The sequence below is a fragment of the Brevundimonas sp. genome, from assembly GCF_041648115.1.
Taxonomy (GTDB): Bacteria; Pseudomonadota; Alphaproteobacteria; order Caulobacterales; family Caulobacteraceae; genus Brevundimonas.
Genome location: NZ_JBAZPR010000002.1, coordinates 170,114 through 183,060, shown reverse-complemented (window position 1 = coordinate 183,060; position 12,947 = coordinate 170,114). Strand labels below are relative to the sequence as shown.

At 67.3% G+C, this 12,947-nt stretch carries 10 protein-coding genes; 4 read left to right on the top strand and 6 right to left on the bottom strand.

Translation table 11 applies throughout. From position 1 onward, the window contains the following. Positions 1-115 precede the first annotated feature (115 nt). The 5 genes from WC597_RS02355 to dapF all read right to left on the bottom strand — a co-directional run bounded on the left by WC597_RS02355 (position 116) and on the right by dapF (position 5,513). Positions 116-931, bottom strand: a complete 816-nt coding sequence (locus WC597_RS02355; protein WP_372691588.1) for a SirB1 family protein — start codon at positions 929-931, stop codon at positions 116-118. A 12-nt stretch (positions 932-943) separates the two neighbouring features. Next, on the bottom strand, positions 944-1,354 hold the full coding sequence (locus WC597_RS02350; protein WP_372691587.1) for a YraN family protein: 411 nt from the start codon (positions 1,352-1,354) through the stop codon (positions 944-946). Next, positions 1,351-2,223 carry a 16S rRNA (cytidine(1402)-2'-O)-methyltransferase gene (gene rsmI / locus WC597_RS02345; RefSeq protein ID WP_372691586.1) on the bottom strand — a complete coding sequence of 291 codons (873 nt, stop codon included), beginning with the start codon at positions 2,221-2,223 and terminating at the stop codon, positions 1,351-1,353. Before rsmI ends, WC597_RS02350 begins: the two co-directional genes overlap by 4 nt. Then, on the bottom strand, positions 2,220-4,550 hold the full coding sequence (locus WC597_RS02340; protein WP_372691584.1) for an NADP-dependent malic enzyme: 2,331 nt from the start codon (positions 4,548-4,550) through the stop codon (positions 2,220-2,222). Before WC597_RS02340 ends, rsmI begins: the two co-directional genes overlap by 4 nt. 132 nt (positions 4,551-4,682) lie before the next feature. Next, positions 4,683-5,513 carry a diaminopimelate epimerase gene (gene dapF / locus WC597_RS02335; protein ID WP_372691743.1) on the bottom strand — a complete coding sequence of 277 codons (831 nt, stop codon included), beginning with the start codon at positions 5,511-5,513 and terminating at the stop codon, positions 4,683-4,685. A gap of 40 nt (positions 5,514-5,553) precedes the next feature. Here dapF and WC597_RS02330 point away from each other — a divergent pair, with 40 nt between their 5' ends. The 4 genes from WC597_RS02330 (at position 5,554) to WC597_RS02315 (ending at position 11,868) form a co-directional block, all read left to right on the top strand. Beyond that, complete coding sequence (locus WC597_RS02330) at positions 5,554-6,348, top strand: potassium channel family protein (RefSeq protein ID WP_372691582.1); 795 nt, start codon at positions 5,554-5,556, stop codon at positions 6,346-6,348. 87 nt (positions 6,349-6,435) lie between these two features. Beyond that, a complete protein-coding gene (locus WC597_RS02325) occupies positions 6,436-8,622 on the top strand; it encodes a prolyl oligopeptidase family protein (protein WP_372691581.1) in 2,187 nt (728 codons plus the stop codon). A gap of 167 nt (positions 8,623-8,789) precedes the next feature. After that, positions 8,790-11,045, top strand: coding sequence for a prolyl oligopeptidase family protein (locus tag WC597_RS02320; protein WP_372691580.1), 2,256 nt, complete (start codon positions 8,790-8,792; stop codon positions 11,043-11,045). Positions 11,046-11,112: 67 nt separating this feature from the next. After that, positions 11,113-11,868, top strand: a complete 756-nt coding sequence (locus WC597_RS02315; protein ID WP_372691579.1) for a DUF1223 domain-containing protein — start codon at positions 11,113-11,115, stop codon at positions 11,866-11,868. On the opposite strand, the gene WC597_RS02310 is transcribed toward WC597_RS02315, so the two are convergent. Beyond that, entirely contained in the window at positions 11,865-12,941 is a 1,077-nt protein-coding gene (locus WC597_RS02310; protein ID WP_372691578.1) for a phosphotransferase family protein, read from the bottom strand. The genes WC597_RS02315 and WC597_RS02310 overlap by 4 nt on opposite strands. Positions 12,942-12,947: the final 6 nt, after the last annotated feature.

The following is a 12,947-nucleotide window of genomic DNA, read 5'->3' as shown; positions in this document are numbered from 1 at the left end:
GGCGACGTCCCCCACAAACCTGTTCTGTATCACGCAGGTGCGTCCCTGCCGGGTCGCCCCCACCCCGTCGCTGGCGCGACGACCCTCCCCGGAGCGGGGAGGGAGAAATCTTTGCTCAATTCAACTGCATCCGGACGCGTTCGAACGTCGTGAACCGCCGCGCTTCTTCCACCCCGTCGAGGCCGTGGGCGCGGGATAGGGCTTGCAACGAACCGGCCAACGCCCCCTGTTTCTCGCGCGCCGAGGCGACGTCGAGCCAGGGCCGGTGGTCCTCGGGGTCCAGCAGGGCGCGGCGCAGGGCAGAGCGTTCTGCGGCCTCATAGTCCCGGCCGCGAATGGCGCGGCTGAACAGGACGTTCTGAAGCCGGATCAGGGACTGTCGATCCGTCACCGGCGCCATCAGGATGTCCAGCCGATCCGCGACGTGCGGCATCAGTCCGGCGCGAAGCGCACGGCGGGTCAGCTCGCTGGGCAGGATCAGCCGCCCTTGGCTGAACGGGTCCAGCGCCACGGGGCCTTCCGGCGTCTCGACACGGATCATGAAATGGCCGGGGAAGTCCACGCCCGCCGCCGTGATCCCGGCCTCCCGCGCCGCATGCAGATAGAAGATGGCCAGGGCGGCGGACAGGCCGCGCCGCCGCTCGGCCACCGCGATGATGTCGGTGTTTCCGGGATGATCGAAATGGATCAGGTCGCCGTTCAGCCGAAGGTCCGCGCACAGGGTCTCGGACAGGGCCTCGTCGGGGCCTTCGCCGCCGATCCGCTCCTTCAGCCGTTCGCAGGCGTTGCGGGCCAGGGCGCGCACGGGCTCGGGATCACGCAAGGGCTGGTCGTGGATCGCGCAGGCGATCGCGGCCTCCAGCAGGGGGAAGGCGTCGTCCTCGGCCTGACCGGCGGCGGTCAGGATGGCCTCGGCCTCCTCGCGCGTCATGCGATCCCTTCGTCAGCGCCTTTCGACGCCGCGAAGATGACGTGGAACGCGCCAGGGAGCCAGCGCCACCATATCAATTCTCAAATCAAGACGTTGCAGGCCGGGTCGATTGCGCCGGATCGCCTCGCCTGCCGCGATCAGCCGGTCATGCTGATCAGGCTTCAGGGCCAGCATCGCCGCCTCCATCGTCGAACGGCGCTTGACCTCGACCACGGCCAGCACCGGCCCGCGACAGACCAGTAGGTCGATCTCGCCGGCCCGGCTTTTGAGCCGAAAGCCCAGCACCCGATAGCCGCGCAGCATCAGCCACAGGGCTGCGATCCATTCAGCGGCATGGCCCGCCTTGAACGCCGCTCCGCCCTTCGCCTGACGCCACGCCGCCTTGGGACGACGGACCGGCGCGGGGCGAGGCAGCCGCTTCACTTGCCCTTCAGCTCCAGCGCGCGGCGATAGAGGATCTTGCGGTTCAGCCCCAGGGCCTTGGCGACCTCCGAGGCCGCGTCGCCGGTGGACAGGGTCTGCAAGGCGTCGATCAGGGCGGCGTCCGCATCGGCCTCGGTCGCCTGAACCTCTTCGCCGGGGCCGACGACCACGACGATCTCGCCCTTAGGCCCGTCCAGGCGCGGATCGACAGCCAGTTCGTCCAGCGTTCCGCGCACGCACTCTTCATAAAGCTTGGTCAGCTCGCGGGCCACGGCGGCGGGGCGCGGGCCCAGCACGGCGGCCATGTCGGTCAGGCTGTCCTTCAGGCGCGGCCCGCTTTCGAAGAAGACCAAAGTCTGGCGCTGACCTTTCAGCGCCTCCAGCGCGGCGGTGCGACCGGCGGACTTGGGCGGCAGGAAGCCGGCGAACAGCACCCGGTCGGCGGGCAGGCCGGCGATGCACAGGGCCGCCAGCAGGCTGGACGGGCCGGGGATAGGATGGAGGGGCAAGCCTTCGGCGATCACCGCACGGGCGACGACGAAGCCGGGATCGCTGACCAGCGGCGTGCCCGCGTCCGACACCAGGGCGACGACCTGACCCTCGCGCAGGCGGGCGATGGCCTGTTCGGCGGCGCGACCGGACGCGTGGTCGTCGCAGCGTTCCAGCTTGGCCTTCAGCCCATAGGCCGCCAGAAGTTTGGCGGTCACGCGGGTGTCCTCGGCCAGCACCAGGTCGGCGGCGGCCAGAACGTCCAGCGCCCTCAGGGTGATGTCGCGCAGGTTCCCGATCGGGGTGGCGACCAGATAGAGGCCCGGCTCCACCCGCCGGGGCGGCGGGGCGGCAGGTGGAAAGGGCGAGGCTTCGCTCAACGTTCGACCACGGCCGCCGGGGGACGCGGCGCCGAGGTCAGGCCCGACCCCTGGAAGGCGGGACCGGCGTCATAGGCGGCGAAGGTGGCGGCCGTGATGATCTCGCTGACCGAGGCGCCCAGCGACACGATCTGAACCGGCTTCTCCAGACCGACCAGCAGCGGGCCGATGACGGTCGCGCCGCCCAGGGCCTGGACCAGCTTGGTCGAGATGGCGGCCGAATGGATGGCGGGCATGACCAGGATGTTGGCCGGCTTGGTCAGGCGGTTGAAGGCGTAGGCCGAGTGACCCTTGGGATCCAGGGCGACTTCCGGCGGCATTTCGCCCTCGTATTCGAAATCGACGCCTTTCTTGTCCAGGATGCGGATGGCCTCGCGCACCTTCTCGGCGCGGTCGCCGGGCGGATTGCCGAAGGTGGAATAGGACAGGAAGGCCACGCGCGGATTGCGGCCCAGCTTGCGCACCGTCTCGGCCGCCTTGACGGCGATGTCGGCCAGTTCCTCGGCGTTGGGCAGTTCGTGGATGGTGGTGTCGGCGACGAACAGGGTGCGACCCTTGGCCAACAGGATCGACAGGCCGATCAAGGTGTCCTCGACGTCCAGAACGCGTCCGACCTCTTTCAGCGCCATGTTGAAGTTGCGGGTCACACCCGCGACCATGGCGTCGGCCCGGCCCTTGGCGACCAGGGTGGCGGCGAAATAGTTGCGGTCCTGGTTGATCATCCGCGCAACGTCGCGGCGCAGATAGCCACGGCGTTGCAGCTTCTCGTACAGCCAGTCGGTGTCCTCGACATTGTGTTCGGAGACGCGGGCGTTGGTGATCTCGATGCCCAGTTCGTCGAAGTTCAGCCCCGCCTCTGCGGCGTTCTGACGGATCAGGTCCTCGCGCCCGACCAGGATCGGCGTGCCCAGGTCGGCCTGTTTGAAGCCCCAGGCGGCGCGGATGACGGCCGGCTCCTCGCCTTCGGCGAAGACGACGCGCTTGTTCGGCCCGCCGCGCACGGCCGAGCTGATCTTCTGCATCAGGGCGGCGGACGGATCGACGCGCGAGCGCAGGGCGTTGCGATAGGCGTCCATGTCCTCGATCTGGACGCGGGCCACACCGGTATCCATCGCCGCCTGGGCGATGAAGGGCGGGATGTACCAGATCAGGCGTGGGTCGAACGGGGTCGGGATGATGTAGTCCGGCCCGAACTTCAACTTGCGCCCGCGATAGGCGGCGGCGACCTCGTCCGGCACGTCCTCGCGCGCCAGCGCGGCCAGGGCCTGGGCGCAGGCGATCTTCATCTCATGGTTCACGCGGCGCGCGCGCACGTCCAGCGCGCCCCGGAACAGATAGGGGAAGGCCAGGACGTTGTTGACCTGGTTCACATAGTCCGAGCGGCCGGTGGCGATGATGGCGTCAGAACGCACCGACTGGACGTCCTCGGGCGTGATCTCGGGATCGGGGTTGGCCATGGCGAAGATGATCGGATTGGGGGCCATGGAGGCCACCATCTCCTTGGTGATCGCGCCCTTGGCCGACAGGCCCAGCACCACGTCGGCGCCGACCATGGCTTCCGCGAGCGTGCGCAGCGGCGTGTCGGTCGCGTGGGCGGCCTTCCACTGGTCCATGCCGTGTTCGCGGCCCTGATAGACCACGCCGTCGCGGTCGCAGATCACGGTGTTCTCGGCCTTGACGCCCGCCGCCTTCATCAGGGCGATGGAGGACAGGCCCGCCGCCCCGGCGCCCGCCAGCACGACCTTGACCTCGTCCAGCTTCTTGCCCGCGACGTGGCAGGCGTTGATCAGGCCGGCGGTCGAGATGATGGCCGTGCCGTGCTGGTCGTCGTGGAATACCGGGATGTCCAGCAGGTCCTGAAGCTCGCTTTCGATGACGAAACATTCCGGGGACTTGATGTCCTCCAGATTGATGCCGCCCCAGGTGTCGCCGATGTTCTTGACGACGGTGATGAACTCGTCCGGGTCGGTCGTCTTGACCTCGACGTCGAAACTGTCGACGTCGGCGAACCGTTTGAACAGGACCGACTTGCCCTCCATCACCGGCTTGGAAGCCATGTGGCCAAGGTTGCCCAGGCCGAGGATGGCGGTGCCGTTCGAGATCACGGCGACCAGATTGCCCTTGGCCGTGTAATCATAGGCCTTGTCCGCATCGGCGGCGATGGCCAGCACCGGCACGGCCACACCCGGCGAATAGGCCAGCGACAGGTCGCGCTGGGTCGCCATCGGCTTGGTCGGCGCCATGGAGATCTTGCCCGGCGTCGGGATGCGGTGGAAGTCGAGGGCTTCCTGATCGGAGAAGGTCTGTTTTTCGGTTTGATCGGGCATCGGTCGTCCAGGGCGTCGTCGGGGCTGTAACCCTTCGTGTCCTAGAGTGTGGGAACGGCCGCGCCAACCCTTGACGCGGAGGAAGCCTGGCAATCAGCCGAGAGGCTTGACGCTGGCGTCAACGTCAAGTCGTCAGATCGACAGCATGCCCGTGCGCTCGATCTCGACCGGCCCGGTCATCAGGACGTGATCGTTCTCGGCATCCCAATCGATGACCAGTTCGCCGCCGTCCACGACCACGGTCGCCTTGCGGTCGGTCAGGCCGCGCCGGGCCGTGGCGACCAGGGCGGCGCAGGCGCCGGTGCCGCAGGCTTTCGTCAGCCCGGCCCCACGCTCCCAGACCCGCAGGCGGATGTGATCGCAGTCCAGCACATTCGCGAAGCCGACATTGACCCCTTGCGGAAACAGCGGGTGATGCTCGATCAGCGAGCCTGATCCGGTCACGAAGACGTCGTCCTGACGGTCGGTGAAGAAGACGACGTGCGGATTGCCCATCGAGACTGCGCCCGGCGTGTGCAGGATCGGCGCATCGATGGGACCGACCTGAAGCTCGATGCCGCGCGTGTCCATCTCCTCGGCCAGCGGCACCTGGGTCCAGTCCAGGCGGGGCTTGCCCATATCCACCGTCACGCGGTGGTCGCCGGCGCGCGTGGCGGTGGTCGGGCCGCCTGCCGTATCGATGACGACGCGGTCCGCGCCATTGGCCTGCATCAACAGCCAGCCGACGCAGCGCAGGGCGTTGCCGCAGGTCTCGACCATCGAGCCGTCGGCGTTCCAGACCCGCATGAAGGCGTCGGCCGTTTCCGACCGTTCGATGGAGATCAACTGATCGAAGCCTTCGCCCGTCGCGCGGTCGCCCAAGGCGCGAATCTCATCCTCATTGGGAGCGAACGGCTGTTCCAGCGCATTGACGACGACGAAGTCATTGCCGGCGCCGTTCATCTTGACGAAAGGACGGGTCATGCAGGCCATATAGGCCTATCCCTGCGTCCCGGAAACCAGCGTGTCCCAGACCGAAACCGACCCGAAGGACGACAGCCTGCGCCTGCGCGCCCGACTGCGATACCTGTATCACGGCAGCCAGCCGGCGGCGGTGAAGTTCCGGTTGACCGTGATCGCCGTCGATTTCGCCATCATCGCCTTCTTCCTGGCCTCGCCGATACTGAAGAACATGGGCTGGGCCTTCTATGCGCTGGACTATCTGGTGGCGACGATCCTGGCGGCGGATCTTGCCGCGCGGGCCTATGCCTATTCGGACATCAGGGATTGGCTGAAGCGGCCCATCGTCTGGATGGACCTGTTCATCCTGGCCACCCTGCTGTTCCCCGCCTGGCTGTTCAATCTGGGTTTCCTGCGGCTGCTGCGGTTGTGGACGGTGCTGAACTCGGATTTCTTCTGGCGCACCATCGGGGCCCGGTTCGACGATACGCGGGTCGAGGGGATCGTGCGCGCCCTGTCCAGCCTGGTCACCTTCGTCTTCGTCACGACGGGCTTCGTCTATGCGACCTTCCTGGGGCATGACGGGATCGCTGGCTATATCGACGCCCTCTATTTCACCGTGGCGACCCTGACGACGACGGGCTTCGGCGACGTGACCCTGCCGGGGTCGCTGGGCAAGCTCTTGTCCATCGCCATCATGCTGGTGGGCATCACCCTGTTCCTGCGTCTGGCCCAGGCCCTGATCAAGCCGCACAAGGTCCGCTATCCGTGCGAGGCCTGCGGGCTTCAGACCCACGATCAGGATGCAGTGCACTGCAAGGCCTGCGGCAACCTGCTGTGCATAGAAGACGAGGACTGAGGCCGGTGTGACAAAACGGTAAGGTCGCACGACTTGCCGCCGACCGCGCCGCCGCTAAGGTGCCGGCGTCGTTTTCGGGGACTGTCCATGATCCGTTATTCCGCCGTCGCGCTCGCGGCCCTTCTCGCCTCCACCAGCCTGACCTCGGTATCCATGGCCCATACTCCTGACGAGTCTTCCGCATCCGCTCCTTCTCCGGCTCCGGGCGGTTTCGCGACCAGCGACGCGACCGATCCCTATCTGTGGCTGGAGGAGGTCGAGGGCGAGCGGGCGATGGAATGGGTCAAGGCCCACAACGAACGCACCTTCGCCGTGCTGCAGGGCGATGCGCGCTACGAACCGCTGCACCAGCAGGCGCTGGAGATCGTCCAGGCCCAGGACCGCATCCCCTCGCCCGGCTTCACCCACGACGGCCATATCGATAACTTCTGGCAGGACGCCCAGCACGTGCGCGGCATCTGGCGCCGGACGACGCTGGACAGCTATCGCACCGCGACGCCGGAATGGCAGACCATCCTGGACGTCGACGCCCTGGCCGCAGCCGAGGGCCAGAACTGGGTCTACAAGGGCGCGACCTGCCTGGCGCCCGAGGAGCGTTATTGCCTGCTCAGCCTGTCGAACGGCGGCAAGGACGCGGTGACCCTGCGCGAGTTCGACAGCGTCGAGCGCAAGTTCGTCGAGGGCGGCATCGTCCTGCCGGAATCCAAGGGCGGCGCGTCGTGGATCGACAAGGACACTCTGCTGATCTCGCGCGACTTCGGTCCCGGAACCCTGACGGACTCGGGCTATCCGATGGTGGTCAAGCGGATGACACGCGGTCAGGCGTTGGATCAGGCCGAGACCCTGTTCACCGGCAAGCCGACCGACGTCTCGGTGTCCGGCTATACGCTGCGCGACGCCGACGGCGTGGTGAAGGCGACGCTGATCAACCGTTCGGTGGACTTCTATTCGTCCGAGACCTGGCGCCTGACCGACGACGGCGCCCTGACGCAGCTACAGCTGCCGGCCAAGTCGGACATCACCGGCCTGGTTCAGGGCCAGCTTCTGGTGTCGCTGAAACAGGACTGGACCGCGCCGTCGGGCCAGGACTTCAAGACCGGCGACCTGATCGCCTGGCCCCTTGAGGCCTGGCTGGCCGATCCGGCGACCCCGGCCCAACTGGTGCTGCGCCCGACCGAGCGTCAGGCGATCGAGGGCGTCAACGTCACGCGCAACCGGCTGGTCGTGGCCCTCTATGACAATGTGCGGGGTTCGGTGCGGGTCTATACGCCGGGTGATGGAGAATGGGCGCACACGACCCTGGACCTGCCGCAGAACGTCTCGGTCGGCATCGGCTCGGCCTCCGAGAAGGACGACAAGGTTTTCGTCAGCGTCACCGGCTATCTGAACCCGTCCAGCCTGTGGCTGGCCGACGCCGCCACAGGCGCAGTCGATCAGGTCAAGTCCATGCCGGCCAAGTTCGACGCTGCCGGCATGACGGTGGACCAGCACGAGGCCCGCTCGGCCGACGGGACGATGATCCCCTATTTCGTGGTCCATAAGGCCGACATGCCACTGGACGGCTCGAACCCGACCCTGCTGTACGGCTATGGCGGGTTCGAAAGCTCGCTGCTGCCCGGCTATTCGGCCACGGTCGGCAAGCTGTGGCTGGAGCGCGGCGGCGTCTATGTCATCGCCAATACGCGCGGCGGCGGCGAGTTCGGCCCTCGCTGGCACGAGGCGGCCCTGCAACAGAACCGCCAGCGGGCGCACGAGGATTTCCAGGCCGTGGCCCTGGACCTGATCGCCCGCGACATCACCAGCCAGCCCAAGCTGGGCATCATGGGTGGCTCGCAAGGCGGCCTGTTCATGGGCGCGATGCTGACCCAGCGGCCGGATCTGATCAATGCGGCCGTCATCCAGGTGCCCCTGTTCGACATGCTGCGCTTCCACAAGCTGCTGGCCGGCGCCTCGTGGATCGGCGAATACGGCAACCCGGACATCCTCGAACAGCGCGCCTGGATCGAGCAATATTCGCCCTATCAGAACCTGCGTGCGGGTCAGCCCTACCCGGAAGTCTTCATCCACACCTCGACCAAGGACGACCGCGTCCATCCGGGCCATGCCCGCAAGGCGGCGGCGCGGCTTGAGGAACTGGGCTATCCGGTCCTGTTCTACGAGAACGTCGACGGCGGCCATGCGGCCGGGGCGAACCTGCGCGAGACCGCGCGTCGCCTGGCGCTGGAATACACCTATCTGTCGCGCCGCCTGATGGACACGCCGGCGCAGGAATAGGACCGATCGATCCTCCCCCGTGAGCGCTTGCGAACGGGGGAGGGGGACCACGAAGTGGTGGAGGGAGCGACCCCGCTCACCCCTGCCTGGTTCCGCCCCCTCCACCGCCTGACGGCGGTCCCCCTCCCCCGCGATGCGGGGGAGGATCGACAAAGCGGAGTTTTCGAATGCGTCACCTGATCCTGTCCGCCGCCATTCCGGCCCTTCTGATCGGGACGACGCCCGTGCTCGCACAGACCGCGACGGCTCCGGCGCAAGACAAGCCGGTCTGTTATGACTGTTCTGGGCCAGATGGCGCCGCTTTGACGACGCAACTTCCCCCACCCCACTTCCCGCGCGACCTGACCCCGGCAGGCGTGGCGGCGGCGGACGATCACCTGGCGCTGGAGCAGGTGGACGGGGCTGAGGCCATGGCCTTCGTCGCCGAGGAGAACCGCAAGTCTCTCGCCGTCCTGACCGGCGACCCGCGCTACGAGACCTTCCGGGCAGAGGCCGAAGCCATCCTGACTGCCACCGACCGCATCCCCACGCCCAGCTTCCTGGGCGATGGCGTCGGCAACTTCTGGCAGGACGCGACCAATCCCAAGGGCGTCTGGCGCCGCACGACGCTGGACAGCTACCGCACCGCGACGCCGCAGTGGGAGACTCTGCTGGACATCGACGCCCTGTCCAAGGCCGAGGGCAAGGACTGGGTCTTCAAGGGCGCCGACTGCCTGGCGCCGGACGAAACCCGCTGCCTGATCAACCTGTCCGACGGCGGCAAGGATGCGGTGGTCGTGCGCGAGTTCGACCTGACGACCAAACGCTTCATGGACGGCGGCTTCAGCCTGCCCGAGGGCAAGCACCGCATTGAATGGCTGGACCGCGACACGCTCCTGGTCGCAACCGATTTCGGCGCAGGAACAATGACGGAGTCGGGCTATCCCTTCATCGTAAAGACGCTGAAGCGCGGCCAGACCCTGGCCCAGGCGACCGAGGTCTATCGCGGCGAACAGGGCGACGGCGGCTACGGCGTCAGCCCCGCCGTCTATCGCGACAAGGACGGCAAGGTGACGGCCGTCATCATCACCCGCCCTCTGGACACCTTCCGGTCAGAGACGTGGATGCTTTCGGATGGCGGCCCAGTTCAACTTGACCTTCCCGAACGTGTTTCGGTTCACGGCGTTCTAGAAGGGCGTCTGATTTTTTCTACAGAAGAGGCATGGACGTTCAACGGCGCCACCATCCCCGCTGGCACCGTGTTGGCCTATCATGCAGGCCAGTTGGTCAAATCGAGTGACCGACTTGTGATTACGGCAGATGGTCCTTCGCCCGTAGTGCTGATGCCGGCCCCACGTCAAGCCGTGCAGCAGGTCGCGGTGCTGAATGACCGCCTTGTTATCGCGACGACCAACAACGTCGCAGGCCGATTGACGATCTATCGCCACCAAGCCGGTCGCCCCGCTCGTTGGGAAGCACAAAACATCGACGTCCCCGACAACCTCGCCGTCGGCCTGGGCGACTCATCCAAATCTCGCGGCGAAGTCTTCGTCTCGACCCAGGGCTTCCTGGTGCCGCCGACCCTCAGCCTGGCTGATGCGGACGCAGCGACCCTGACCACGTTGAAATCGGCGCCGGCCAAGTTCGACGCGTCGCGCGACGTGACCGAGCAATATGAGGCGACCTCGACCGACGGGACCAAGATTCCCTATTTCATCACCCGTCCGCGCGACATGAAGCTGGACGGGTCGAATCCGACCATCATGCTGGGCTATGGCGGCTTCCAGGTCAGTCTGAACCCGGCCTACAAGCCCGAGATGGGCAAGCTGTGGCTGGAGCGGGGCGGCGTCTTCGTCCAGGCCAATATCCGCGGCGGCGGCGAGTTCGGGCCGGATTGGCACCAGGCGGCGCTGGACGGGAACCGCCAGAAGGCTTTCGACGACTTCGCCGCCGTGGCGCGCGATCTGGAGCGGCGGGGCGTCACCAGCCCGCGTCGCCTGGGCATCTATGGCCGCTCGAACGGCGGCGTGCTGACCAGCGTGTCGATCACCCAGCATCCCGAACTGTTCAATGCGGCGGTGATCGAAAGCCCGCTGGTGGACATGTTGCGCTATCACGAACTGCCGGCCGGGGCGTCCTGGATCGGCGAATACGGCGACCCGCGCATCCCGGAAGAAGCCGCCTGGATCGCCCGATATTCGGCCTATCAGCAGTTGCGGCCCGACGTGGCCTATCCGCGCGTCTATCTGACCACCAACACCCGCGACGACCGGGTCCACCCCGGTCATGCGCGCAAATTCGCCGCCCGCCTGGGTGATCAGGGCCACGACCACCTCTATTTCGAGGACACGGCCGGCGGTCACTCCAACGACGCCGACCCGGTCGCCAACGCTCGCCGCTGGGCCAGGCACTATGTCTATCTGTCGCAACAGCTGATGGACTGAGAGCTGAGGAAAGTGGGTCACGCGATTATGAGGCGTTCCGCATCGGGCCTGGGGTAAGAACGACGGCATGAACACCAAGGGCTGGATCATCGCGGGCACGGTCATGGCGGGCGCCCTCATGTCCGTCGCCTCGGCGGCCCAGCCGACTGTGGTGCGTCCGCCGCTTGCGCCGCGTCACGCCGTGACCAACGGCCCGCCGGTGGTGGTCGAACTGTTCACCGCCCAAGGCTGCGGCGGCTGCGTCGAGGCCAATGCGGCGGTCGAGAAGGCGGCGGCCCAGCCTGGCGTGATCGCCCTGACCTATGGCGTCGACTATTGGGACTATCTGGGCTGGACCGACACCTTCGCCCGCCCGGAGTTCGTTCAGCGCCAGCGCGCCTATCGCGCCGCCCTGCGCCAGCGCGGCGTCTCGACGCCCCAGGTGGTGATCGACGGCCGTCGTCAGATGTCGGGCGCCCGCAGCTTTGAGCTTGAAACCGCTATCGGCCAGGAAGCCGTGCGCCAGGCCTGGCCGCCCCAGATCGAGTTCCGCGAGAACGGAAACGGCGTCGGCGTCGGCTCGGGCCGCGCCCCCGTCGGCGGCGCCGAGGTGGTGGCGGTGACCTATACGCCCGGCCCTCAGGTGGTCGAGGTCCGCCAAGGCGAAAATCGCGGCCAGTCGATGCGGCACATGAACGTCGTGCGCGGTGTCACCCGCCTGGGCGAATGGCGCGGCCGACCCATGCTCTATACCCTGCCCCCCTCTCGCTCCGGCGAGGCGGTTGCGGTGCTGGTCCAGGGCAAGACCGACAAGCGCATCCTGGGCGCCGCCGTCAGGGATTAGGCGCCGGCCTTCTTCGCGAAACCCCAGGCCGCGTCGCTGAGCGGACCGACCTGGGCGGCCATGGTCTTGGCGTGGGCGCTGGCGGCAGTGCCGTCGCGGACTCGGCCGGCGATGCCCTGGCAGATGGCCGCCAGGCGGAACAGGTTGTAGGCGTAAAGCCATTCCAGATTGGCGGGCCGCATCCCCGTGGCGGCGGCGTAGCGTTCGACCGTCTCCTCGACAGAGGGGATGCCCAAGGCCTCCAGATCGGCGCCGGCCAGGCCGTTGCGCAAGCTGGCCGGAATGGCCCAGGCGATCAGCAGATAGGAAAAATCGGCCATCGGATCGCCCAGGGTCGACAGCTCCCAGTCCAGCACGGCCCGCACTTCCGCGCGCTCGGGCGCCAGGATCATGTTGTCGAGGCGGAAGTCCCCGTGGACGATGCGGCTCGGCCCCTCGGGCGGCAGGCTGTCGGGCAGGAAGGCGATCAGCCGGTCCATGGCCGGAACAGGCTTGGTTTCCGAGGCGTGATATTGTTTGGTCCAGCGCCCGACCTGGCGGGCGAAATAGTTGCCGGCCTTGCCATAGTCGCCCAGGCCGATGGCGGCGGGGTCGAAGGCGTGCAGACGGGCCAGGGTATCCGTCTGGGCCTCGTAGACGGCGCGGCGTTCTGCGGGCGTCAGGCCGGGCAGTTTCAGGTCCCAGAAGATCCGCCCCTCGACCTTGTCCATCACATAAAAGATCGAGCCGATAACGGCTTCGTCCAGGCACAGGGCGTGGGGTTTCGCCACCGGGAAGCCTTGGGCGGCGAGGGCGGAGATGACCTGGAACTCGCGGTCCACGGCGTGGGCGCTGGGCAACAGGACGCCCGGCGGTTTGCGCCGCAGGACATAGCTCTTGGCGGGCGTGGTCAGCTCATAGGTCGGGTTCGACTGGCCGCCCTTGAACTGGCGCACCGCCAGCGGGCCTGCGTAGCCCGCGACGTGGGCGGCCATCCAGGCGTCCAGCGCCGCCTCGTCCAGCCGGTAGCGGGGATCGACCTCGCGCGTGCCGGAAAAGGCAGTCTGAGCGTCGAGGGAAGAGGCGTCGGTCATGGGCGG

Excerpts from the sequence above, each read along its gene's own strand:
- WC597_RS02340 (WP_372691584.1), bottom strand. The coding sequence starts at position 4,550 with ATGCCCGATCAAACCGAAAAACAGACCTTCTCCGATCAGGAAGCCCTC.
- WC597_RS02315 (WP_372691579.1), top strand. The coding sequence starts at position 11,113 with ATGAACACCAAGGGCTGGATCATCGCGGGCACGGTCATGGCGGGCGCC.
- WC597_RS02310 (WP_372691578.1), bottom strand. The coding sequence starts at position 12,941 with ATGACCGACGCCTCTTCCCTCGACGCTCAGACTGCCTTTTCCGGCACG.
- WC597_RS02320 (WP_372691580.1), top strand. The coding sequence starts at position 8,790 with ATGCGTCACCTGATCCTGTCCGCCGCCATTCCGGCCCTTCTGATCGGG.
- WC597_RS02355 (WP_372691588.1), bottom strand. The coding sequence starts at position 931 with ATGACGCGCGAGGAGGCCGAGGCCATCCTGACCGCCGCCGGTCAGGCC.
- WC597_RS02325 (WP_372691581.1), top strand. The coding sequence starts at position 6,436 with ATGATCCGTTATTCCGCCGTCGCGCTCGCGGCCCTTCTCGCCTCCACC.
- dapF (WP_372691743.1), bottom strand. The coding sequence starts at position 5,513 with ATGACCCGTCCTTTCGTCAAGATGAACGGCGCCGGCAATGACTTCGTC.